General features: G+C 72.3%; 20 protein-coding genes and 2 pseudogenes. 14 read left to right on the forward strand and 8 right to left on the reverse strand.

The window, feature by feature from the left end:
* The first annotated feature begins 129 nt into the window (after positions 1 to 129).
* The gene (locus tag JK359_RS07250) at positions 130 to 1,038 is read left to right on the forward strand and encodes a winged helix-turn-helix domain-containing protein (RefSeq protein WP_307788001.1); all 909 of its coding nucleotides are present in this window, start codon (positions 130 to 132) and stop codon (positions 1,036 to 1,038) included.
* Here the strand turns inward: JK359_RS07250 and JK359_RS07255 are convergent.
* Positions 1,033 to 1,221 carry a hypothetical protein gene (locus tag JK359_RS07255; RefSeq protein WP_201832990.1) on the reverse strand — a complete coding sequence of 63 codons (189 nt, stop codon included), beginning with the start codon at positions 1,219 to 1,221 and terminating at the stop codon, positions 1,033 to 1,035. The genes JK359_RS07250 and JK359_RS07255 overlap by 6 nt on opposite strands.
* 129 nt (positions 1,222 to 1,350) lie before the next feature.
* Here JK359_RS07255 and JK359_RS07260 point away from each other — a divergent pair, with 129 nt between their 5' ends.
* The 6 genes and pseudogenes from JK359_RS07260 to JK359_RS38810 all read left to right on the forward strand — a co-directional run.
* Positions 1,351 to 2,232, forward strand: coding sequence for a winged helix-turn-helix domain-containing protein (locus tag JK359_RS07260; protein WP_201832992.1), 882 nt, complete (start codon positions 1,351 to 1,353; stop codon positions 2,230 to 2,232).
* Positions 2,232 to 2,963 (forward strand): HAD family hydrolase, encoded by a 732-nt coding sequence (locus tag JK359_RS07265; protein WP_372445361.1) that lies wholly within the window; start codon positions 2,232 to 2,234, stop codon positions 2,961 to 2,963. Before JK359_RS07260 ends, JK359_RS07265 begins: the two co-directional genes overlap by 1 nt.
* A gap of 273 nt (positions 2,964 to 3,236) precedes the next feature.
* On the forward strand, positions 3,237 to 4,388 hold the full coding sequence (locus JK359_RS07270) for an aminoglycoside phosphotransferase family protein (protein ID WP_201832995.1): 1,152 nt from the start codon (positions 3,237 to 3,239) through the stop codon (positions 4,386 to 4,388).
* A 39-nt stretch (positions 4,389 to 4,427) separates the two neighbouring features.
* Positions 4,428 to 5,048 carry a TetR family transcriptional regulator gene (locus tag JK359_RS07275; RefSeq protein ID WP_201832997.1) on the forward strand — a complete coding sequence of 207 codons (621 nt, stop codon included), beginning with the start codon at positions 4,428 to 4,430 and terminating at the stop codon, positions 5,046 to 5,048.
* Between the two features lie 50 nt (positions 5,049 to 5,098).
* The gene (locus JK359_RS07280) at positions 5,099 to 7,129 is read left to right on the forward strand and encodes a HelD family protein (protein ID WP_201832999.1); all 2,031 of its coding nucleotides are present in this window, start codon (positions 5,099 to 5,101) and stop codon (positions 7,127 to 7,129) included.
* Between the two features lie 105 nt (positions 7,130 to 7,234).
* Positions 7,235 to 7,380: pseudogene (locus JK359_RS38810) on the forward strand (RraA family protein); the annotation flags it as partial.
* Positions 7,381 to 7,666: 286 nt separating this feature from the next.
* On the opposite strand, the gene JK359_RS07285 reads toward JK359_RS38810, so the two are convergent.
* Entirely contained in the window at positions 7,667 to 10,084 is a 2,418-nt protein-coding gene (locus JK359_RS07285) for an ATP-binding cassette domain-containing protein (protein ID WP_201833001.1), read from the reverse strand.
* A 91-nt stretch (positions 10,085 to 10,175) separates the two neighbouring features.
* Positions 10,176 to 11,138 carry a LysR family transcriptional regulator gene (locus tag JK359_RS07290; RefSeq protein WP_201833002.1) on the reverse strand — a complete coding sequence of 321 codons (963 nt, stop codon included), beginning with the start codon at positions 11,136 to 11,138 and terminating at the stop codon, positions 10,176 to 10,178.
* A 98-nt stretch (positions 11,139 to 11,236) separates the two neighbouring features.
* Between JK359_RS07290 and JK359_RS07295 the strand changes: the two genes are divergently transcribed.
* The 3 genes from JK359_RS07295 to JK359_RS07305 all read left to right on the forward strand — a co-directional run bounded on the left by JK359_RS07295 (position 11,237) and on the right by JK359_RS07305 (position 12,855).
* Positions 11,237 to 11,719 (forward strand): helix-turn-helix domain-containing protein, encoded by a 483-nt coding sequence (locus JK359_RS07295; protein ID WP_201833004.1) that lies wholly within the window; start codon positions 11,237 to 11,239, stop codon positions 11,717 to 11,719.
* Between the two features lie 82 nt (positions 11,720 to 11,801).
* Positions 11,802 to 12,401, forward strand: coding sequence for a hypothetical protein (locus JK359_RS07300; protein WP_201833006.1), 600 nt, complete (start codon positions 11,802 to 11,804; stop codon positions 12,399 to 12,401).
* 100 nt (positions 12,402 to 12,501) lie between these two features.
* Complete coding sequence (locus JK359_RS07305; protein WP_201833008.1) at positions 12,502 to 12,855, forward strand: DUF2516 family protein; 354 nt, start codon at positions 12,502 to 12,504, stop codon at positions 12,853 to 12,855.
* Between the two features lie 60 nt (positions 12,856 to 12,915).
* Here the strand turns inward: JK359_RS07305 and JK359_RS07310 are convergent, their stop codons facing one another.
* The 3 genes from JK359_RS07310 to JK359_RS07320 all read right to left on the reverse strand — a co-directional run bounded on the left by JK359_RS07310 (position 12,916) and on the right by JK359_RS07320 (position 16,837).
* Positions 12,916 to 14,217, reverse strand: coding sequence for a PP2C family protein-serine/threonine phosphatase (locus JK359_RS07310; protein WP_201833010.1), 1,302 nt, complete (start codon positions 14,215 to 14,217; stop codon positions 12,916 to 12,918).
* 397 nt (positions 14,218 to 14,614) lie between these two features.
* A complete protein-coding gene (locus JK359_RS07315; RefSeq protein ID WP_201833011.1) occupies positions 14,615 to 15,706 on the reverse strand; it encodes a C40 family peptidase in 1,092 nt (363 codons plus the stop codon).
* Positions 15,707 to 16,051: 345 nt separating this feature from the next.
* Entirely contained in the window at positions 16,052 to 16,837 is a 786-nt protein-coding gene (locus JK359_RS07320) for a class I SAM-dependent methyltransferase (RefSeq protein WP_201833013.1), read from the reverse strand.
* Positions 16,838 to 17,138: 301 nt separating this feature from the next.
* On the opposite strand from JK359_RS07320, the gene mshA reads away from it, so the two are divergent.
* The 3 genes and pseudogenes from mshA (at position 17,139) to JK359_RS07335 (ending at position 20,380) form a co-directional block, all read left to right on the forward strand.
* Entirely contained in the window at positions 17,139 to 18,509 is a 1,371-nt protein-coding gene (gene mshA, locus JK359_RS07325) for a D-inositol-3-phosphate glycosyltransferase (protein ID WP_201833015.1), read from the forward strand.
* Positions 18,502 to 19,002 carry a type III secretion system chaperone family protein gene (locus JK359_RS07330; RefSeq protein WP_201833016.1) on the forward strand — a complete coding sequence of 167 codons (501 nt, stop codon included), beginning with the start codon at positions 18,502 to 18,504 and terminating at the stop codon, positions 19,000 to 19,002. Before mshA ends, JK359_RS07330 begins: the two co-directional genes overlap by 8 nt.
* Positions 19,003 to 19,172: 170 nt before the next feature.
* Positions 19,173 to 20,380, forward strand: a pseudogene (locus JK359_RS07335) (glycosyl hydrolase family 28-related protein).
* On the opposite strand, the gene JK359_RS07340 reads toward JK359_RS07335, so the two are convergent.
* Positions 20,359 to 21,156: a helix-turn-helix domain-containing protein gene (locus JK359_RS07340; protein WP_201833018.1), complete on the reverse strand. Its 798-nt coding sequence runs from the start codon at positions 21,154 to 21,156 to the stop codon at positions 20,359 to 20,361. The pseudogene JK359_RS07335 and the gene JK359_RS07340 overlap by 22 nt on opposite strands.
* 49 nt (positions 21,157 to 21,205) lie before the next feature.
* Between JK359_RS07340 and JK359_RS07345 the strand changes: the two genes are divergently transcribed.
* The gene (locus tag JK359_RS07345) at positions 21,206 to 21,643 is read left to right on the forward strand and encodes a DUF2000 domain-containing protein (protein WP_236677458.1); all 438 of its coding nucleotides are present in this window, start codon (positions 21,206 to 21,208) and stop codon (positions 21,641 to 21,643) included.
* Positions 21,644 to 21,668: 25 nt separating this feature from the next.
* Here the strand turns inward: JK359_RS07345 and JK359_RS07350 are convergent, their stop codons facing one another.
* Positions 21,669 to 22,142, reverse strand: a complete 474-nt coding sequence (locus JK359_RS07350; RefSeq protein WP_201833022.1) for a carboxymuconolactone decarboxylase family protein — start codon at positions 22,140 to 22,142, stop codon at positions 21,669 to 21,671.
* Positions 22,143 to 22,266 lie beyond the last annotated feature (124 nt).

A 22,266-nucleotide genomic window follows, 5' to 3' on the forward strand; every position in this document is an offset into this window, starting at 1 on the left:
CACTGGAAAGCTCGACCATGTCAGGCAAGTTGGCTGCCAACTTCACTGTACTTATCTCCGCCGGGAAGCGTCTCATAACCAGCTGTCGGCGAACTGCCCTAAGTTGGCGGGAAGTTGTACGGTTCGACTGTGGACCCCGAGCACGTCTCCGCCAGTGGGCGGACGAGGCCCCAGCGGCACCGCTCGTCCCACCGTGAGATCGCCGACGAACTGCGCAGCCGGATCAGGTCCGGCGAGCTGCGGCCGGGACAGCGCATGCCCACGCAGGCCAAGCTGGCAGACGAGTTCGGGGTCGAACGCGCGGCCGTCCGCCAGGCCTTGCGCATCCTGCAGTCCGAGCGCCTGCTCACCGGCGTCTCCAAGGGCAGCCCCGCCACCGTGGCGGCGGAGCCGGGACGCCCCAGTCCGGCCGCCGGGCCCGCGGCACCGCCGCAGCCCACCATGGTGGGCCTGGCGCCGCGCATCGCGGCCGCCTTCGCCGCCCCGCACGTGCGGGTGGACGCGCTCTGCCTCACCTCCGTCTCGCTCACACTGGCGATGGGCGAGCCGCTCCGGCAGATCCACGCGGGACAGCTGGAACCGGCCAAGATCGAGGTCCGGGTGCTGCTGCCCAGCCGGAACATCGACCTCGCCTTCCCGGCGCCGGTGGACGCCGACGACGGGGGGCTGCTGCACCGGCGCTGGCTGGCCCAGCGCAACGCCCAGGGCCAGGTGCTGCGGCAGAACCTGCTGGCCCTGCGCACCACCCACGGCATCCACGTCCGGGTCTCCTTCCGGGCGCTGCCGTTCACCCCGCCGGTGAAGCTGTACCTGCTCAACGGGGCCGAGGCGCTGTTCGCGTACTACACGCTGGGCCGCCGGGAGCGGGAGATCGAGCACGAGCACGTCCAGCTGTACGACGCGGACGGCACCCGGTCCATGCTGTTCGCCTTCGAACAACGGGCCGGGCACCGGGACGAGGTGTTCGTGGAGCAGTCGCGCCTGTGGTTCGACGCGCTGTGGGAGACGATCAGTTCGGAGCTGGTGCTGACGCTATAGCGCGGGCCCGGCGAGCAGTACCGCCAGCAGGATCGCGCCGGCGGAGCTGACCGTGGGGTTCTTGGCCTTGACGCCGACGGTGAGCAGCAGCAGACCGACGATGCCGACGGCGCCGAAGCGCCACTGGACGAGCTGCTCGAAGCCGACGACGACGAGGGCGGAGAGGAGCGCGAGGACGGGCACGGACGTTCCCCCTTCGGTCTGCCAACTTGACCAAGTTGGCAACCAACTATGTTTAAGTTGTCCCCACTTGGCCATCGCTTACAAACAACTTTCGAACAACTCACGGTAGATGGACGAGGGTTGTAGCGTTTGGTCGTGACCCAGGAGAACGTGGCAGTGAACGGCAGCAGAAGGCTCAGCCCCCAGGAGATCGCCGACACCCTGCGCGGTCGCATCCGCAGCGGTGCCCTGAGGCCGGGGGAGCGCCTGCCCACCCAGGCCGAGCTGGCCGAGGAGTTCGGGGTGGAGCGCGGTGCCGTACGCCAGGCCCTGCGGGCACTCGCACAGGACGGACTGCTCAGCGGCGTCAGCAAGGGCAGCCCGCCGCGGATCGCCGAGCCGGCCTCCCCCGCGCACGACGAGCCCCAGCCGACGATGGTGGGCCTCGCACCCCGGCTGACCGAGGCGTTCTCCGCGGCGCACGTGCGTGTCGACGCGGCCTGCCTGACCGCGCAGTCCCTGATCCCCGCCCTCGGAGAGCCGCTCCGCCTCATCCACGAGGGCCGGATCCGCCCCGAGCGGATCGACGTACGGATCCTGCTGCCGTCCCGGGACATCAACCTGGCCTTCCCGGTCTCCGTGGACGCCCACGGCGACGACGACGCCGTGCACCAGCGCTGGCTGGCGATGCGCAACGCCCAGGGGCAGGTGCTCCAGTACAACCTCCAGGCCCTGCGCTCCACCCACGACATCGACGTGCACGTCACGTTCCGGGCGCTGCCGTTCACCCCGCCGGCGAAGCTGTACCTGCTCAACGGCGCGGAGGCGCTGTTCGCGTACTACATGGTCGCGCGCCGCGAGGAACCGACGGACAGCGGAACGCTCGAGATGTACGACACCCTCGGCTCCGAGTCCCTGCTGTTCTCCTTCGAGAAGCGGGCCGGGCGGCGCGACGCCGCGTTCGTGGAGCAGTCCCAGATGTGGTTCGACGCCCTCTGGGAAACCATCACCACGGACCTGACACTCTCCTAGTGACCTCAGAGACGACGACTGACACGACGACCGGTACGGCCGCACAGCTACGGGAACCGCTGCGCCGCGCCCGGGTGGTCCTCTGGGACTTCGACGGGCCCATCTGCCGGCTGTTCGCCCGGCACACGGCGGAACGGGTGGCGGCGGGGCTGGTGGAGTGGCTGGCCGGACGCGGGCTGCCCGGACTGCTCGACGACACCGAGCGCGAAGCGGTGGACCCGCACGTGGTGCTGCGTGCCGTGGACCGCCGGCACCCCGGCAGCGACCTCGTCGTCGAGCTGGAGGAACGTCTCACCAAGGAGGAACTGCGGGCCGCCGCCTCCGCGCTGCCCACCGCCTGGGCCGACCCGCTGATCCGCACCTGGACGGCCGTCGGCTCCCGCCTGGCCATCACCACCAACAACTCCCCCCGGGTGGTCCGCGCCTACCTCGACACCCGCGGCCTCACCTCCTGCTTCACCCCCCACATCTACGGCCGCACCACGGACCTGCACCTCCTCAAGCCCGACCCGTACTGCCTCAACCGGGCCCTCAGCGCGATGGGCACGGCACCCTCGGCCGCCTTGATGATCGGCGACTCCCCCTCCGACCTGGCCGCCGCACGCGAGGCCCGCGTGCCGTTCCTCGGCTACGCGCGTAACGAACGGAAGGCGAAGCTGCTGCGGGAGGCCGGAGCCGAACAGGTGGTCACCTCCCTGGAACCCCTGCTCCTGTCCCTCCGCCACCGCTGACGCCGCCCCCGCTGATCGCCGAGGTGTCCGAGCGCAGCGAGGTGACGCCGGACATCTGCACGCTGACCTCGCAGAGCGTGGACACCCGCGTCCACGCGCAGGCCGAACGCATCATGAAGGCCCTGCTGCGCGTCATCACCGAACGGCACACCGCCTCCCTGCGCAGCCGCGTCGTGTCGTGTCGTGGCGGTCTGGCACGGAGCCCGTCCGAAGAGGAGTACCGTGCTCCCACTTCTGCCTCCTTCGGCAGGGGCATGGTGAGAGAAACAGGAAATGCCACCCGAACCAGCTTCCCTTGCCCGACTGCACGCGGTCGAGGCGAGTGGTGACGAGAGTGCGGTCGAGGGACCGCTCCACGGCTACCACCACGAGACCTACGTGTTTCCGCTGTCCGACGCCATGGAGGACGAGCGGTCGGGGCGATGGAAATGCCGGGAACCGCGGGCCGACCTGCTCTGGTTCGACCGCCGCTGCTTCGCGTCCGAGGAGCAGCTGCTGCAGGCCCTCAGTGGGCTGATCCAGGGGATTCCCGACATCATCCAGGTGGGTGGAATCGGTCTGCAGCGCTTCATCGAAGGACATACGCTCGGCTACTTCCACCGATCGGGTGCCACCGTCCCCGATGTCTATCTCGGCCAGATCATGACTCTGTTCCGGCAGTTGGTCTCGGTCCGGCCCGACGCACTCGCGGCGGATCGGCGCTGCGAGCCGGACGACCGTCCCGAGGACGGCGACACCGACGGCTTCCTGGAGCGTCTCGTCCATTTCACCGAGCAGCGCGTCTATCTCGCGAACCAGCAGAGGTTCGCCGGACTGTTCGAGGACCTCGGGCTGGGAGCGGAGTCGTTCAGGTACCTGCGAAAGAACGTTTCCGGCCTCAGGGAACGGCCGTTCTGCCTGCTGCACGCCGATCTGCACCGCGAGAACTTCATCGTCGACGCCATGCGGCGTCTGTGGACGATCGACTGGGAGCTGGCGATGTTCGGCGACCCGCTGTACGACCTGGCGACCCACCTCCATCTGATGCGCTACCCCGCACGGCAGGTGCGTGCCGTCGTCCGGCACTGGTGCGAGACCGTCGAAGGGGTCAGGGCCGGCAGCGCCGGCGGCTGGGAGGGCGATCTGGGACGTCTGCTCGCCTACAAGAGGGCGCAGTCCGTCTTCACCGACGTGATCCGGACGGCCCTGCACCTGGACGCCGGTCCGGAGGTGGGCCGGCGGCAGATCGCCCCGGCCGCGTTCACGCTGCGCGGGATCCTGGCGGACGCCGCGCTGCCGCTCGGGCTCGACCCGGTGCCGGGAACCCGCAGGATCGCTTCGGCGCTGGTGCGCTGGTGCCGTGAGCAAGGGTCCGCGGCGGCGAGGCCCGCCGTGATTCCGACGGGGCCGAGCGGCGCCGGAGTCCGGTTCGGACGGGGGCGCTGACGTCCGTCGCGCACCGCCGCGGTGCGTAGGCTCGGCGCCATGGGTGAGATGGGGCTGCGCGAGCGCAAGAAGCAGCGGATGTACCAGGACGTGTCGGACATCGCCGTACGGATGTTCCTGGAGCGCGGCTTCGACGCGGTGTCGGTGGCGGAGGTCGCCGCCGCGGCCGGGATCTCCAAGCCGACCCTCTTCCGGTACTTCCCGGCCAAGGAGGACCTGGTCCTGCACCGGATCGCGGACCACGAGACGGAGGCCGCCCGGGTGGTCGCCGGGACGGCCGATCCGGTGGACGCGCTGCGCCGGAACTTCCTGGCCGGTCTGGAGCGGCGCGACCCGGTCACCGGCCTGAACGACCATCCCGACGTGCTCGCCTTCCACGCCCTGCTCTACGACACCCCCGCCCTGGTCGCACGGGCCCACGGGCATCTGGAGCGGCAGGAGGCCGCGCTCGCCGAGGCGCTCGGCGGGGGACTGGACGCGCGGCTGGCGGCCGGGCAGATCATCGCCGTGCAGCGCATCCTCGCCCTGGAGAACTGGCGGCGGATCGCGGCGGGGGAGCCGGTCGAGCGGGTCGCCCCGGACGCGGTGCGGTGGGCCGAGCGGGCGTTCCGGCAGCTGGCGGCGGGCCTGCCGGGGCTGGCGCCCCGGGGGCATGAGTGAAACTCGGTTAAAAACTTAACTCGGTCACATTATTGCCGTAGGCTTGCGGCATGACGTCACCCCACCCCGCCCTCACGGACACCCTCCACTCCGAGCGCGCCCACCACGACACCTGCCGTGCCGCCCTCGCCGCCATGGTCGAGGGTGCCGCCGAACAGGTCGTCATCGGCGAGGACGTCTCCGCCTCCGGCGCCGATGCCGAGGTCCTCGGACACCGGCTGCGCAGCCGGGCCAAGGCCATGCGCGAACTCCCGCCGGGCCCGCTGTTCTTCGGCCGCCTCGACTTCGGCGACGAGGAGCCCGGACACGGCGGGCAGCACTATCACGTCGGCCGGCTGCGGATCACCGAGGACCCGGCCGCCCCGCCCCTCGTGGTCGACTGGCGGGCCCCCGTCTCCCGCGCCTTCTACCAGGCGAGCGCCCTCGACCCGCAGGGCGTCGAGGTCCGGCGCCGGTTCGGCTGGGCGCCCGGCAGCCGGGGCGACTCCGCCGACCTCACCGGCCTGGAGGACGAGCACCTCGGCCGGGGCGAGTCACGGACCAGCGACATCGTGGCCCGCGAGATCGAGCGGCCGCGCGTCGGGCCCATGCGGGACATCGCCGCCACCATCCAGCCCGAGCAGGACGACCTCGTGCGCGCCGCCCTCACCGCGTCCGTGTGCGTGCAGGGCGCCCCCGGCACCGGCAAGACCGCCGTCGGCCTGCACCGCGCCGCGTACCTGCTCTACACCCACCCCAAGCGGCTCCAGCGCTCCGGCCTGCTCATCCTCGGCCCCAACCGCACCTTCCTGACCTACATCGCCGAGGTGCTGCCCGCCCTCGGCGAGACGGGCGTGCGCCAGTCCACCCTGCTGGAGGAGATCGCCCGCCACCCGGCCGCCGGCACCGACCCCGCCGCCACCGCCGCCGTCAAGCACGACCCGCGGATGGCCGAGGTGCTGCGCCGGGCGCTGTACGCGCGCGTGACCGTGGCCGGCGTGACCGATCTCGCCGTGCCCGACGGCTCCTACCGCTGGCGGGTGCCCGCCCGTGAACTAGCCGCCCTCGTCGAGGAGGTGCGCGCCGAGGAACCGCCGTACGCCGTCGGGCGGGAGCGCGTGCGCACCCGGGTGGTGCGGCTGCTGCGGGACCGGGCCGAGCGGCGCTCCGGGGTCCTGCCGGCCTCCTGGACGCGCCGGATCGAGCGGTGCCGGCCGCTGACCGAACAGCTCGACGCCGTCTGGCCCAGGGTCCGTCCCGAGGAGGTCCTCGCCGAACTCCTCACCGACCGCGCGGTGCTGGCCCGTGCGGCGGACGGGCTGCTGGACCCCGAGGAGGAGACCGCCCTGCCGTGGGCCCGCCCGCCGCGCTCGTACAAGTCGGCCCGCTGGTCGGCCGCCGACCTGGTCCTGCTCGACGAACTGGCCGGACTGATCGAACACCCCGAGGGTCACGGCCACATCGTCGTGGACGAGGCGCAGGACCTCTCCCCGATGGAGTGCCGGGCCATCGCCCGCCGGGCCGCGTTCGGCTCGCTGACCGTCCTCGGCGACCTCGCCCAGGGCACCACCCCGTGGGCCGCCCGCGACTGGTCCGTCCAGCTGCGCCACCTGGGCCGGCCGGACGCGGCCGTGGTGCCGCTCACCACCGGGTTCCGGGTGCCGGCGGCCGTCGTGGAGCTGGCCAACCGGCTGCTGGCCCGGCTCGACGTCGCCGTACCCGCCGCCACCTCCCTGCGTACGGACGGGGAGCTGACCCTGCGGCCGACCGAGGACGTGCCCGGCACCACCGTGGCCGCCGTACGGGACGCACTCGCCCGGGAGGGGTCGGTCGGCGTGATCGCGGCCGACGCGGACACGGACCGGGTGCGTGAGGCGCTCACCGCGGCCGGCATCGAGACGGCCGGGGCCGACGCGCTCGGCGCCCGGGTGACCGTCGTTCCCGCGAGCATGGTCAAGGGCCTGGAGTACGACCACGTCGTCGCCGTCGAACCGGCCGCCGTGGCCGAGGCGGAGGAACGGGGCGCCCACCGGCTGTACGTGGTGCTGACCCGGGCGGTGTCCCGGCTGGACGTGGTGCACTCCCGGCCGTTGCCGTTCTGACGGCGGCCCGCGCCGGGGAGATAGCGTGCGCACCATGACCACGACGAGCCGCCACCCGGCGCCGGGCACGGCTTCGCGGACCTCCCCACCACCGCGCTCGCCGATCTGCTCGGCCGGGAGCAGGTCATGGACATCGGGATACGGCCGTTGTGGGGGCCGGTGCCGCGCGTGGCGGGCCGGCGTTCACGGTGAGCTGCCCGCCCGGCGACAACCTCATGCTGCACGCCGCCGTCCACCGCGCCGAGCCCGGGCGGGCGGCCCGGGCCAGGCTGGCCGAGGAGGCCGCCGGGACCCTGGACGACTGGAGAAGGCGCACCGGGCGCGGATCGACGAGATCCTGCGGGCGGGCGGCTTCGAGGACAGACCGGCGCCGTCCAAGGAGGCCGGCTCCCACCCCCGCCGCCGACCTCGGCCCGTCCGCGGCCCGGGCGGGGGCGGACTCGCCGGCCTGCGGTCCACTGGCCCGCAGTCCCACGGGGGCCCGCGGTCCGCGGACGCGTAGTCCCAACCGGCTCGCGGTCCGCAGGACCCGTGGGGTCAACGGCGCTGTGCGGGGCTTCCGGACGGGGACAGGACGTACTCCGCCAGGTGTTCGCCGGTGAGCGTGGACCGGGCTTCGACCAGTTCGGCCGGCGTGCCCTCGAAGACGACGCGGCCGCCGTCGTGGCCCGCGCCGGGACCCAGGTCGATGATCCAGTCCGCGTGCGCCATGACCGCCTGGTGGTGCTCGATGACGATCACCGACTTGCCGGAGTCGACCAGCCGGTCGAGCAGGCCGAGCAGCTGCTCGACGTCGGCGAGGTGCAGACCGGTGGTCGGCTCGTCCAGGACGTAGACCCCGCCCTTGTCGGACATGTGCGTGGCCAGCTTCAGCCGCTGCCGCTCACCGCCGGACAGCGTGGTCAGCGGCTGGCCGAGCGTCAGGTAGCCGAGGCCGACGTCGGCCATGTTCCGCAGGATGCGGTGCGCGGCCGGGGTGCGCGCCTCGCCGCTGCCGAAGAACTCCTCCGCCTGGGTCACCGGCATCGCCAGCACCTCGCTGATGTCCCGGCCGCCGAGGTGGTACTCCAGCACCGAGGCGTCGAACCGCTTGCCCTCGCACTCCTCGCAGGTGGTGGCCACCCCGGCCATCATCGCCAGGTCGGTGTAGACGACCCCGGCGCCGTTGCAGGCGGGGCAGGCACCCTCGGAGTTGGCACTGAACAGGGCCGGCTTCACGCCGTTGGCCTTGGCGAACGCCTTGCGGATGGGCTCCAGCAGCCCGGTGTACGTCGCCGGGTTGCTGCGCCGCGAGCCGCGGATCGGCGCCTGGTCGACCGACACGACGCCCTCGCGGGCCGGGACCGAGCCGTGCACCAGCGAACTCTTGCCGGAGCCGGCGACACCGGTGACGACGACCAGCACGCCGAGCGGCACGTCCACGTCGACGCCCTGCAGGTTGTGGGCGGTCGCGCCGCGGATCTCCAGGGCTCCGGTCGGCTTGCGGACCGTCTCCTTCAGCGCGGCCCGGTCGTCCAGGTGGCGGCCGGTGAGCGTGTCGGCGGCGCGCAGCCCGGCGACGGTTCCCTCGAAGCAGACGGTGCCGCCCGCCGTACCGGCGCCGGGGCCGAGGTCCACCACGTGGTCGGCGATCGCGATGACCTCCGGCTTGTGCTCCACCACGAGCACCGTGTTGCCCTTGTCCCGCAGGCGGAGCAGCAGGTCGTTCATGCGCTGGATGTCGTGCGGGTGCAGACCGGTGGTCGGCTCGTCGAAGACGTAGGTGACGTCGGTGAGCGAGGAACCGAGGTGGCGGATCATCTTGGTGCGCTGGGCCTCGCCGCCGGAGAGGGTGCCGGCCGGCCGGTCCAGCGAGAGGTAGCCGAGGCCGATCTCCACGAAGGAGTCGAGGGTGTCGCCCAGCGAGGTGAGCAGCGGCGCCACCGACGGCTCGTCCAGGCCGCGCACCCACTCGGCGAGATCGCTGATCTGCATGGCGCAGGCGTCGGCGATGCTGATCCCCTCGATCTTCGAGGACCGGGCCGCGGCGCTGAGCCGGGTGCCGAGGCAGTCGGGGCAGGTCGTGAAGGTGACCGCGCGGTCCACGAACTCCCGGATGTGCGGCTGCATCGCCTCCCGGTCCTTGGCGAGCATCGACTTCTGGATCCGCGGGATCAGGCCCTCGTAGGTCATGTTGATGCCCGCGATCTTCATCCGGGTCGGCTCGCGGTACAGGAAGTCGTCCAGCTGCCGCTTGGTGAAGGTGCGGATCGGCTTGTCCGGGTCGAAGAGACCGGACTCGGTGTAGAGGCGGTAGTTCCAGCCGCCGGGCTTGTAGCCGGGGATGGTGAGCGCGCCCTCGGCGAGCGACCTGTCCTCGTCGTAGAGCTGCGTGAGGTCGATGTCGGTGACGGAGCCGCGGCCCTCGCAGCGCGGGCACATGCCGCCGGTGATGCTGAACTCGCGCCGTTCCTTCACGGCCTTCCCGGCGCGCTCCACGGTGACCGCGCCGGCCCCGCTGATCGAGGCGACGTTGAAGGAGAACGCCTTGGGCGAGCCGATGTGCGGGGTGCCGAGCCGGCTGAAGAGGATGCGCAGCATCGCGTTGGCGTCGGTGGCGGTACCGACCGTGGAGCGCGGGTCGGCGCCCATGCGCTGCTGGTCGACGATGATCGCGGTGGTCAGTCCGTCCAGCACGTCGACGTCGGGCCGTGCCAGCGTGGGCATGAAGCCCTGGACGAACGCGCTGTACGTCTCGTTGATCAGCCGCTGCGACTCCGCGGCGATGGTGTCGAACACCAGGGAGCTCTTGCCGGAACCGGAGACACCCGTGAACACCGTCAGCCGGCGCTTGGGGATCTCGACGCTGACGTTCCTGAGGTTGTTCTCGCGCGCCCCGTGCACGCGGATCAGCTCGTGGCTGTCGGCGGCGTGCGCAGCGCCCGCCGTCGCGTCCGTCCTCGTGGTGATGCTCATCGTCACTCCCGTCCGTGGAATCGCCCCCGCCACGCTAGCGGCGCCCACGGGGCCACCGCTTCTCGATTCCTGACCGGGCGCACGGCGGCGTTCAGTGCGGGATCACCCAGTCCGGCGCCCAGGTTCCGGCGGCGTCCTGGCCGGACACCGCGGCGCCGAGGTAGGCGCGGAGGGTGGCCAGCGCCGGGTGGGGGCTGTCGCGGCGCCAGAGGAGGGAGTGCGGGTAGACGGGCGTCGGGCCGGTCACCGGGATGCGGCGCAGGCCGTGACCGGCGGGCCAGCCGCCGGGGGCGCCTCCGGGCGGTATCCGGGGAAGCGTGTGCCCGCCCATGAAGGTGGCCAGGGACGGGGTGTCGGCGACGGTGTCGAGGAGTGCGTCGGAGCCGAAGTTGGGACCGGTCGCCTCGATGGTGAGGCCGAACTCGGCGACGAGGTCGTCGTAGTAGGCCGCCCACTCGGTGCCGGGGACGATGCCCGGCATCCAGATCCGGTGACCGACGAGGTCGGCGAGGCTCACCGACCGGGCGTCCGCCAGCGCGTGCGCGGGGCCGGTGAGAAGATCCAGCGGCTCGTCGAGCACCCGGGCGGCCACGATGTCCTCGGGGAAGGGCCGGCCCGGCGCGGCGACGGCCCGGAAGGTCGCGTCGATCTCGCCGGACCGGAGGGCGGCGACGGCAGTCTCGATGCCGAACAGCATCACCACGTCGAGTTCGATCTCGGGGTGCGCGCGGTGGAAACCGCGCATCAGGCCCGAGGCCGCACCGCGCGAGGCGATGATGTCGACGCGCAGCGGCCGGCGGCCGGGGCGGACGGAGGCGACCGCACGCTCGCTCACGCGCAGCAGCTCGCGCGCGTGGGGCAGGAAGGCCTGCCCGTCGATGGTCAGTTCGGCGCCGCGCGGGGTACGGGTGAACAGCCGCACGCCGAGGGTGCGCTCGAGCGTGGCGATGCGCTTGGAGACGGCCTGCTGGGTGACCGCCAGCTCGGCGGCGGCCTCCTGGAACTGTCCCGCGTCGGCTGCGGTGACGAAGGTCCGGACGGTGTCGAGGTCCATGACCCCCACGCTACGAGCCGCCCGGGCGGCGACCCGCGGACACACTTTTGCAAGCAGGGTGCTTGCAATTGTTAGCGCGGGTGGGGCAAGGTGGAGGCATGGCATCGCTGAACGTCGGCAATCTCGGTGAGTACCTGCGCGAGCAGCGGCGAAACGCCCAGCTGTCGCTGCGGCAGCTCGCCGACGCCGCCGGGGTGTCCAACCCGTACCTGAGCCAGATCGAGCGCGGGCTGCGCAAGCCCAGCGCGGAGGTGCTCCAGCAGGTCGCCAAGGCCCTGCGCATCTCCGCCGAGACGCTGTACGTCCGCGCCGGCATCCTCGACGCCGAGCGGGACATGGACGAGGTGGAGACCCGGGCGGTCATCCTCGCCGACCCGTCCCTCAACGAGCGGCAGAAGCAGGTGCTGCTGCAGATCTACGAGTCCTTCCGCAAGGAGAACGGATTCGGGGCCGGGGAGCCGGCCGGGTACGAGCAGGACGGGGTCGTGGGCCGGGAGACCGGCGACGGCAGCCGTACGGCCGGCGGAGGCGATGCCGCCGGAAGCGAAAGAGACGCCGGTCCACGGCGGACGGCCGGATAACGCCGGACCAGGGCTCCGGCCACCCACCGCGGACCACACCATCCCAGCCGAACGCGAATCCGATCCGGGAGGAACCCTCACCATGGCCATCACCGACGACCTGCGCAAGACTCTCAGCGACCCCACCCCGCTCTACTTCGCCGCCGGCACCGCCGACCTGGCGCTTCAGCAGGCCAAGAAGGTGCCGGCCCTGGTCGAGCAGCTGCGTGCCGAGGCCCCGGCCCGCATCGAGGCCGTGCGCAACACCGACCCGAAGGCCGTCCAGGAAAAGGCCGCCGCCCGCGCCAAGGAGGCGCAGGAGACGCTCCAGACCAAGGTCAACGAGTTCATCGGCGCCCTCGACGTCGACCTCAAGAAGCTCGGCGAGTCCGCCCAGGACCTCGCCCTGCGCGGTGTCGGCGTCGCCGCCGAGTACGCGGTCAAGGCCCGCGAGACCTACGAGAAGGTGGCCGAGCACGGCGAGCAGACCGTGAAGACCTGGCGCGGCGAGGCCGCCGAGGAGATCGAGGAACTGGCGATCGCCGTCGAGGGCAAGCCCGAGCCGGTCGAGGTCAGGGACGACGAGCAGAAGCCGGCCACGGCGAAGGCCGAGCCGGAGGCGGACAAGAAGCCCGCGGCGAAGAAGGCCCCGGCGCCCCGCAAGAGCACCACCGCGAAGAAGACCACCCCGCCGGCCAAGTGACGGTGACGGGCGAGACGCATCCGGGCCGGGCACCTTTGGGGTGTCCGGCCCGTTCTATGGGTACGGTGGCGGCGTATCCGGGATCGGTTTTCAACGGGCGGTGGGCAGCATGCTGATGTTGGGCTTCACGGGGTTCATGGGCATCTTGAAGATCGTTCTGATGGCCCTGGCCGCGTTCGGGCTGTTCGACGCAGCGTTCCGCCGCGAGGACGCCTTCCGCGCCGCCGACAAGCAGAACAAGGTCTTCTGGCTGATCATCCTCGGCATCGCGCTCGTGGTCAGCTGGCTGTTCTCGATCCTGTCCATCCTGCCGATCGCCGGCGCGGTCGCGAGCATCGTCTACATCGTGGACGTCCGCCCCGCGCTCCAGCAGGTCGGCGGCGGCCGCGGCTGGGGCCGCCGCCGCGGAAGCAGCAGCGACGGTCCGTACGGGCCGTACAAGGGGGGCCGCTAGCGGCAACCCGCCGTGGGGTGGTCGCGCCGGCGACGGCGGGACGCCCTACGGCGAGACGCCCTACGCCGTCCGGTCCAGCAGTACGACCGCCACGTCGTCCGTCAGCTCGCCCCCGTTGAGATCGCGGACCTCGCTCACCGCCGCCCGCAGCAGGTCCTCGCCCCGCAGCCCCTCCGAGAGCTGCCGGCGGATCATCTCCACCATGCCGTCCTGGCCGAGCCGGTCACCGCCCACGCCGACGCGGCCCTCGATCAGGCCGTCGGTGTAGAGCATCAGGCTCCACTCGGAGCCCAGCTCCACCTGCATCCGCGGCCAGCGGGCGCCGGGCAGCAGGCCCAGGGCGGGCCCGTTGTTGTCGTACGGCAGCAGCCGGGCGGGACGGCCGGGGCGGGCGATCAGCGGGGCCGGGTGACCCGCCAGGCACAGGCCCGCACGGCGCCCGTCCGGCGCGATGTCCACCGTGCACAGCGTCGCGAAGATCTCCTCGTCGGAACGCTCGTGCTCCAGCACCTGCTGCAGCGTGTTCAGCAGCTCGTCCCCGCACAGCCCGGCCAGGGTCAGTGCCCGCCATGCGATGCGCAGCTCCACGCCGAGCGCGGCCTCGTCCGGGCCGTGTCCGCAGACGTCACCGATCATGGCGTGCACGGTGCCGTCGGGGGTGCGTACGGCGTCGTAGAAGTCGCCGCCGAGCAGGGCCCGGGAACGGCCCGGGCGGTACCGGGCGGCGAAACGCAGCGCGGAGCCCTCCAGCAGCGGGGTCGGCAGCAGGCCGCGCTCCAGCCGGCGGTTCTCCTGCGCACGCAGCTTGCCCTCGGCGAGCCTCCGCTCGGCCGTGTCGGACCGTTTCCGCTCCACCGCGTAGCGGATGGCACGGCTGAGCAGCCGGCCGTCCAGTTCGTCCCGGAAGAGGTAGTCCTGGGCGCCGACGCGCACGGCTTCGGTGCCGCGCTCGGCGTCGCCGGAGGCGGTCAGCGCGAGCACGGCATGCCGGGGTGCGAGCCGGAGGACGTGCTTGAGCACGGCCAGCTCGTCGTCGGTGCCGCTGCCACCCGGCGCCGGGAGCGCCAGGTCCAGCAGGATGCAGTGGACGTCGTCGGTGAGCAGCCGCTCGGCCTCGGTGAGGTTGCGGGCGGTGCGGACGCGGATCGGCTTGCCGGCCGGGTCCAGCAGATCGGGCACGATCGGCGAGCCGGCCGGATCGTCCTCGATCAGCAGCAGGGTGAGAGCGGCGCCGGCGCCGTTCACGGTCGTGGGGTCGCGGTGGGCCTCTTCCTTGAGGGGACCGCCGACTGCGCGGGCGGCCTGCGCCTGACCACTCTCCACGGCCGGGATCGCTCTCTGCCGCGGTACGGGTACGGGCATCGTGTTGGGTTCCTTCCCTCCCCCCGAGGGCACGGGTGGCGTCGAGGGGTCTCGACCCACCGACCGGGACCATAGCGGCTACGACCGCCCCGATGGAATGGTGTGAGCCGCGTCGCTACGGATGCCGCCGCTGTCATATGCCGCGTTCCGTACCGCAGTTGGACAGGCCGCCGGTCCGGAGGGGATGACGAAGCTCACGTCCTGCGTGGGTTTGGGCGGTGGTTGGCCGTGCGGTGGGTCACATGACGCACGTCACCGGGCACATGGGCGGGCGCCACGGCCGACGGCGTGCGGGCGCCAGGCCCTCGGCGTGCGGGCGCCACGGCCCTCGGCGTGCGGGCGCCACGGCCCTCGGCGTGCGGGGCACCACGGCCCTCGGCGTGACGGGCGATCGTGCTCAGGCGTCCGGGCGTACGACACCCAGGATCGGCATCGAACCGGCGCCCGCGATCGTCACCGACCGCCCGGGGCGCGGGGCGTGGATGATCGCGCCGTCCCCGACGTACATCGCGACATGGCTGGCGTCACCGAAGTAGATGATGAGGTCGCCGGGGCGCATGTCCTTGATGTCGACGTGCTTGAGCTGCTTCCACTGCTCCTGCGAGGTGCGCGGCACGGGACGGCCGGCCGACGCCCAGGCCTGCGAGGTCAGGCCGGAGCAGTCGAAGGAGTCCGGTCCCTCGGCGCCCCACACGTACGGCTTGCCGAGCTGGGCGGAGGCGTACTTCACGGCCTTCTTGCCGCGTGCGGAGGCCTTGGCGTCGATGTCGTCGAGTACGCCGGTGTCCAGCCAGGCGGTCTGCGCCTTCTCGGCGGCCTCCCGCTCCAGCTGGGCGAGCCGCTCCTTCTCCTTCTTCTCCAGCCGGGACTCGAGCTTCTCGGCCGCGTCGATCTGTTCCTCGATCTTCTTCTTGGCGGCGGCCTTGGCCTTGCGGTTGGTCTCCAGTTTCTTCCACTGGGCGGACGCGTCGTCGGCGTACTGCTGCAACTCCTTTTGAGTGCGCGCCACTTCGTCGATCAGCTTCTTCGCCGCCTGCTGGCCCTGGAGCACCCGGCCGGCGCCGTCCAGGAACCGGCCCGGGTCGTCGCTGAGCAGGAACTGGGCGGTGGAGGACAGGCCGCCGGTGCGGTACTGGTCGCGGGCCGCGGCGCCCGCCTGGTCCTTGAGCTTCGTCAGCCGCTTCTGTCCCTGGACGATCTTCTTCGCCAGCTCCACGATCTCGGCGGACTGCTTCTTGCTCTTCTCCTCGGCCGCGTTGTAGGCGTCGGTGGCCACGGCCGCGTCGTGGTAGAGCTTGTCGAGCTTCTCGCGGACCTGTTCAAGGTCCTTGCCCGGGCCGGGAGTCGGCGAGGGGCTCGGTGTGCCGCCGGCCGTCGGCGCGGGCGTGGGCGCGGGGGCCGCGAACGCCGTGCCCGGTGCCGAGAGAACGGTCACCGCGCAGACCACGGTCAGGGCGGCCGTGAGCAGGCCGCGCTTGCCCGAACCCATACCACTTCCCCCAAACTGATTTACCGTCAGTAACTTACGATCGCCTGAGGGATCGTGCCACGGTCGCGTGCAAAGCGACAGAGGCCGTCGGAAACCGGAATTCCCCCCGCCGATCGCCGGTACGACGATGTCCGTGCCGATGTGACGAGCGACGCACGGAGATCGTTCCCTCCGGCGGGAAAGTCCGCGCGGCGCCGGTGGGTACACGGGACGACGCGCGCACCGACACGGGATGACCCGACCCCGCACGGACGGCTCGCACGCCGGCACGGACGGGCTCGCGCACCGGTGGGCGGCGGTCGGTGCACCCGGTGGGCGGCGGTCGGTGCACCCGGTGCGGCCCGGTCAGTGCACCGGCGCCAAAGCCTCCCAGGCCACGGTCACTTCGCCCTGCCGCCAGCGGGCCGGGCCGTCCGTCACCGGCCAGTCCGCCGTCAGGTCCCGTACCGCACGGAGCCAGCGCTGCCGGGCGCCGTAGGAGGCGTAGGGCGCGGCGGCGGCCCAGGCGCGGTCGAAGTCGCGGAGGAAGGCGTGCACCGGCTCGCCCGGGACGTTGCGGTGGATCAGTGCCTTCGGTAGACGTTCGGCGAGGTCGGAGGGGCGTTCCAGGGAGACCAGCCGGGTGGCGAAGGTGACCGTGCGGGGGCCCTCGGGGCCGAGCGCCACCCACACGTGCCGGCGGCCGATCTCGTCGCAGGTGCCTTCGACCAGCAGTCCGCCGCGCGAGCCGCCGCCGGCCGGGGCGAGCCGCGCGCACAGCCGCTCCCACACCGCGGCGACCTCGCCCTCGTCGTACTGGCGCAGCACATTGGCGGCCCGGACGAGCATCGGGCGGCCGGGCACGGGGATCTCGAAGCCGCCGTGCCGGAAGGTCAGCCCCTCGCGCTCGTACGGCGTGGCCGCCGCCACCCGTTCCGGTTCGATCTCGACGCCGACCACGCGCGTGCGGGGAGCGACGGTGCGCAGCCGGCCCAGCAGTTCGACGGCGGTCCAGGGCGCGGCGCCGTACCCGAGGTCGATCGCCAGCGGATCCGTGGCGCGCCGCAGCTCGGCGCCGTGCACGGCCGCGATCCAGCGGTCCATGCGGCGCAGCCGGTTGGGGTTGGTCGTCCCGCGTGTCACCGTTCCCACGACGGGGCTCCCCCCGGCCGAGCGGGGCCGGGAGCGGGGGAGGGGCGTCACGTGGGCCGGCATGCCTACGAGGGTAGGCGCCCCGGGCGGGCGGCCGCCGCCGGCAGGTGGGCCCCAGGGGCGGGGTCATGGTGGGGTTCCTGCCGGGTACACGCCGGTGACGAGCGGTTGAGCCAAATAAGGTAATGATTCGGTAAAGCACGGCGCAGGGGAATTGAGTTCGCCCCCGCCGCTGTTGTCCACCCTTGGAGGGCGAGGTGAACCCTCCGGCAGGCATGCCCGCACCAAGGAGGAACGCCACGTGAGCCAGTACGTCAGCAGGCTCGGGCGACGCTCCCCGTCGGTGGCCCCGCGGCTCTGGCCGCACCGCAGGCCCCGCCGGGTCGCCATGCTCTCCGTACACACCTCACCGCTCCACCAGCCCGGCACCGGTGACGCCGGCGGCATGAACGTCTACATCGTGGAGCTGGCCCAGCGGCTCGCCGCGATCAACATCGAGGTCGAGATCTTCACCCGGGCCACGGCCGGCGGACTGCCCGCCTGCGTGGAGCTGGCCCCCGGGGTGCTCGTCCGGCACATCGACGCCGGCCCCTACGAGGGCCTCGCCAAGGAGGAGCTGCCGGCCCAGCTGTGCGCCTTCACGCACGGCGTGATGCAGGCGTGGGCCGGCCACCGCCCCGGCCACTACGACCTCGTCCACTCCCACTACTGGCTCTCCGGCCACGTCGGCTGGCTCGCCGCCCAGCGCTGGGGCGTCCCCCTGGTGCACGCCATGCACACCATGGCCAAGGTCAAGAACGCCAACCTGGCCGACGGCGACACTCCCGAGCCCGCCGCCCGCGTCATCGGCGAGACCCAGATCGTGGCGGCCGCGGACCGGCTCGTCGCCAACACCGCCGAGGAGGCGGACGAGCTGGTCCGGCACTACGCGGCCGATCCCGCGAAGGTCGCCGTCGTCCACCCCGGCGTGAACCTGGAGCGGTTCCGCCCCTTCCCCGCGGGCGGCCCCGAGAACGCCACCGCCGGGGAGGCCAGGGCCGCCGCCCGGGCCCGCCTGGGCCTGCCGCAGGATGCCCTGATCCCGCTCTTCGCCGGCCGCATACAGCCCCTGAAGGCGCCGGACGTGCTGCTGCGGGCGGTGGCCGTCCTGCTGGACGAGCGCCCCGAGCTGCGGTCCCGCATCCTCGTGCCGGTCGTCGGCGGCCCCAGCGGCAGCGGACTGGCCAAGCCGGAGGGGCTGCAGAAGCTCGCGGCCCGGCTGGGCATCGCGGACGTGGTGCGGTTCCGTCCGCCGGTCGGCCAGGAGCAGCTGGCGGACTGGTTCCGGGCCGCGTCCGTCCTCGTCATGCCGTCGTACAGCGAGTCGTTCGGGCTGGTCGCGATAGAGGCGCAGGCGGCCGGGACCCCGGTGCTCGGGGCGTCGGTCGGCGGGCTGCCGGTGGCCGTGCGCGACGGCGAGACCGGCTTCCTCGTCCAGGGGCACGATCCGGCCGACTACGCGCGCGTGCTGCGCCGGTTCGCCGACGAGCCGTCCCTCGCCGCGCGCATGGGCGAGGCCGCGGCGCTGCACGCCCGGTCCTTCGGCTGGGACACGGCTGCCGCCGCCACCGCCGACGTCTACACGGCCGCGACCCAGTCCCACCGCCGTCGCGTACGCTCCCACCATGGGTGACGTCGAGAAGGCCGGGCAGGTCCTGGAGGGTGTCTTCGAGGACACCGAACTGGAGTGGGAGAGCCCCGAGTCCGGGACCTACGTGGTCAAGCTGCCCGGTGCGCGCAAGCTGTCCACGACGGTCTCCTTCCTCGTCGGCCGGCACTCCCTCTCGCTCAACGCCTTCGTCATCCGCCACCCCGACGAGAACGAGTCCGGCGTCCACCGCTGGCTGCTGGAGCGCAACCTGAAGCTGTACGGCGTGAGTTACGCCGTCGACCGGCTCGGCGACGTCTACGTCACCGCGCGCCTGCCCCTCGCCTCCGTCACCCCGGACGAGATCGACCGCTTGCTCGGCCAGGTCCTGGAAGCGGCCGACGGCGCCTTCAACACCCTTCTGGAGCTGGGCTTCGCCTCTTCGATCCGCAAGGAGTACGCCTGGCGGGTGGCTCGCGGCGAGTCCACGCGGAACCTGGACGCGTTCATGCACCTGATCGAACGCCCCGCGGACTGACGCGCATTTCTCTCGCACGACCCCTTTCCCGTTCCAGGGCCGCAATGGCATGCTCACCGCCAACGCATTCCTGAACACCGTTCATGCACATGAAAATATGCATGAACGTGCGAATGCATCACCTCGATCCGCGTGCCGTGGATCCGCGTGAACCGAAGGGGCGGGTGGACATGAGCAACGCGCACCTCAGCAGACGGACCCTCCTGGCGGGGGCCACCGCGGTGGCCCTGGGCGCCGCGACCGGCCCCGCCCGTGCCGCCGAACCGCCCGCCCTCTGGCGGGAGTTCACCCGCACCCCCTTCACCCACCCGCAGCTCCCGTTCATCGGCCGGGCGGGACTGCGGGCCGGCACCACCCGCTTCCCCCGCCCCCGTACCGTCGCCGACGTCACCGCGTACGGCGCCGTGGCCGACGGCACCACGGACTGCGCCCCCGCGGTCAACCGTGCCATCGCCGCCGCCGGAAGGGCCGGCGGTGGCACGGTCGTCATCCCGCCCGGCACCTACCGCATCGACGACGTCATCCGCGTCGGCGACCCGAACGTCGTCCTGCGCGGCGCCGGCAGCGGCCGTACCACCCTGTACGCGACGAAGAACCTCACCGAACTGATCGGCGTGTACGGCTCTCGCTACGGCGGCGACAAGTCCGTTCGGCGCCCGCCGGATCGGGCGTCGAGGGCCTCACCCTGGAGGCGGTGCAGACCCCGCAGGCCCCGCACCTGCTCGACAAGGGCCACAACGGGGCCGTCCTGCAGTGCGCCTACGACTGCTGGGTGGACGACGTCACCGTCCGGCACGTCGACAACGGCTTCGGCCTGGTCGCCGCCTCCGCCTGCACCCTGCGCCGCACCAGGGTCGCCGGGCGCGGCTCACACCACCCGTACTTCTGCCGCGAGGGCTCCCACGACAACCTGATCGAGGACTTCACGATCGAACAGCGCACCGTCCCCGCGGCCGCCGGCACCCAACTGCACGGCATCAACGTCGAAGGCCTGTCCTCCTACAACGTCTGGTCGCGCGGCGAGATGCAGATGGGCACCTTCGACAGCCACCGCGGCCTGCCCTTCGCGAACGTGCGCACCGACATCACCGTGAACAACAACGGCCGGCACGGCGGCGACGCCAGCGCGGGACCGCTGTTCGGCGCCCGCTTCACCCACTGGAACATCCGGGTCACCAACGGCCGGGCCGGCCTGATGAAGATCGACGGACTGGCCCCGTACTCGGCGACCGTGGGCCTGAACACGGTGACGGAGTTCGACCAGACCGACGTCCCCGACTTCCCCGGCGACCCGCACTCCCGCCTGGAGCTGTACGGCACCACGGACACCGTGCGCCCGCGCAACCTGTACGAGGCTCAGCGGGACCTGTTCCGGTAGCGCCCCGGGGTGATGCCGACCAGCTTCTTGAAGTGCCGGGTGAGATGGGCCTGGTCGCAGAACCCGGTCGCCGCCGCCACCTCGCCCGGTGGCAGTCCGTCCAGCAGCAGCCGCCGGGCGCGTCCGACCCGGCGGGACGTCAGGTACTGGTGCGGGGCGATGCCGTACGCGCCGCTGAACGCCCGTACCAGATGGGCGGGATGGGCGTGCAGCAGCCGGCCGGCCTCCGCCAGCGAGACGCCGTCGACCACCCGGGCGTCGAGCAACTCCCGCAGCCTGCGGGCGAGTACGGGGTCGGGGCACCGGCGCGGTGGTTCCGTGCGTCTCCGCAGATGGCCGTGGAGCCGCTCGGTGACGAGGGTCAGCCTGCTCTCCGCCTCCAGCTCGTCACCTGGCCGGGCGAGAGCGGAGTGCAGCTGTCCTACGCGCAGCCGGAGCACCGGATCCCGGAGATCGGGCGAGTCCACGGCCGGCCCGATGAACTCCTCGCCGAGCCGGCTGCCGTCCAGATAGACGACCCGCTTGCGGAAACCGCCCGGGGCGGCCGGGGAGCCGTTGTGCGGGACGTGCGGCGGCAGCAGCGACACGGTGTCCCGCGGGGTGCCGTGCTCCTGCCGGTCCAGGTCGTACCGCACCGCCCCGGCGTCCACGATCAGCAGGGTCCAGGCGTCGTGGACGTGCATCGGGTAGGCGTACTCCGTGAACCGGGCGTGGAAGACCTCCGTGACGCCCGGGATCCGCGGGCGCCACGCGCTGACTTCCCGACCGGCGGCCATGCGAAGAACGTACAAGACGCGGCCGGGCGCCGGTCGGCAGTCTCACCGCATGAACGAGTCCACGAGCCCCGAGCCCATCCGCTTCGACACGAAGATCGCCGTCCTGCTGCGCGAGGACCTGGAGCCCTGGCAGCGTCTGAACGTCACCGCGTTCCTGGTCAGCGGCCTGGGCGCACGGCTCCCCGAGGTGACCGGCGAGCCCTACGAGGATGCGGACGGGGTGGGCTACCTCCCGATGTTCCGGCAGCCGGTGCTGGTCTTCGAGGGCACCAAGGAGACCCTGAAGGCGGCCCACGGCAGGGCACTGAGCCGTGCCCTGCCGTGCGCGGTGTTCACCGCGGACCTGTTCGCCACGGGCAACGACCGCGACAACCGCGCGGCGGTCCGGGCCGTCCCGACGGCCGAGCTGGACCTGGTGGGGCTGGCGGTGTACGGCCCGCGGAACGGCGTGGACAAGGTCCTCAAGGGTGCCCGGATGCACCCGTGAGACCGTCTGACCGGGTGTCCGCGGCTCAGCCGAACATGCCGGGCACGTAGTCGCCGGCGGGCTGCTGCACGATGACGTTCGCGCGGTTGTAGGCGTTGATCAGCGCGATGAGGGCGATCAGGGCGGCGAGCTGCTCCTCGTCGTAGTGCTTGGCGGCGTTCGCCCACGCCTCGTCGGTGACCCCGCCGGCCGCGTCGGCGATCCGGGTGCCCTGCTCGGCCAGCTCCAGGGCGGCCCGCTCGGCCTCGGTGAACACCGTGGCCTCGCGCCAGGCCGCGACCAGGTGCAGTCGCGTGACGCTCTCGCCGGCCGCCGTGGCGTCCTTGGTGTGCATGTCGGTGCAGAACGCGCACCCGTTGATCTGGCTGGCGCGGATCTTCACCAGCTCCTGCGTGGCGGCCGGCAGGGTGGAGTCCGCGATCACCTTGCCGGCGGCGTTGAAGTGCTTGAAGAGCTTGCCGGTGAGGGGGTTGGTGAGGAGGTTCATCCGAGCGTCCATGGTTCCGGCTCCTGTCTGGTTGCCGCTGCTTCCACCTCATTGACGGCCGGGCCCGCCGATATGTGACACGGCTGGATGTGAGCCGCGTCACTGCGTCCGGTGGGCGCCGGCACCGCCTGACGGG

It is taken from the genome of Streptomyces actinomycinicus, from assembly GCF_016741775.1.
In the GTDB taxonomy this organism is placed as follows: domain Bacteria; phylum Actinomycetota; class Actinomycetes; order Streptomycetales; family Streptomycetaceae; genus Streptomyces; species Streptomyces actinomycinicus.

Coding starts and splice junctions, on each gene's coding strand:
- JK359_RS07295 (WP_201833004.1), top strand. CDS start 11,237: ATGGCATCGCTGAACGTCGGCAATCTCGGTGAGTACCTGCGCGAGCAG.
- JK359_RS07350 (WP_201833022.1), bottom strand. CDS start 22,142: ATGGACGCTCGGATGAACCTCCTCACCAACCCCCTCACCGGCAAGCTC.
- JK359_RS07300 (WP_201833006.1), top strand. CDS start 11,802: ATGGCCATCACCGACGACCTGCGCAAGACTCTCAGCGACCCCACCCCG.
- JK359_RS07275 (WP_201832997.1), top strand. CDS start 4,428: ATGGGTGAGATGGGGCTGCGCGAGCGCAAGAAGCAGCGGATGTACCAG.
- JK359_RS07285 (WP_201833001.1), bottom strand. CDS start 10,084: ATGAGCATCACCACGAGGACGGACGCGACGGCGGGCGCTGCGCACGCC.
- JK359_RS07315 (WP_201833011.1), bottom strand. CDS start 15,706: ATGGGTTCGGGCAAGCGCGGCCTGCTCACGGCCGCCCTGACCGTGGTC.
- JK359_RS07290 (WP_201833002.1), bottom strand. CDS start 11,138: ATGGACCTCGACACCGTCCGGACCTTCGTCACCGCAGCCGACGCGGGA.
- JK359_RS07345 (WP_236677458.1), top strand. CDS start 21,206: ATGAACGAGTCCACGAGCCCCGAGCCCATCCGCTTCGACACGAAGATC.
- JK359_RS07270 (WP_201832995.1), top strand. CDS start 3,237: ATGCCACCCGAACCAGCTTCCCTTGCCCGACTGCACGCGGTCGAGGCG.
- JK359_RS07280 (WP_201832999.1), top strand. CDS start 5,099: ATGACGTCACCCCACCCCGCCCTCACGGACACCCTCCACTCCGAGCGC.
- JK359_RS07340 (WP_201833018.1), bottom strand. CDS start 21,156: ATGGCCGCCGGTCGGGAAGTCAGCGCGTGGCGCCCGCGGATCCCGGGC.
- JK359_RS07310 (WP_201833010.1), bottom strand. CDS start 14,217: ATGCCCGTACCCGTACCGCGGCAGAGAGCGATCCCGGCCGTGGAGAGT.
- JK359_RS07330 (WP_201833016.1), top strand. CDS start 18,502: ATGGGTGACGTCGAGAAGGCCGGGCAGGTCCTGGAGGGTGTCTTCGAG.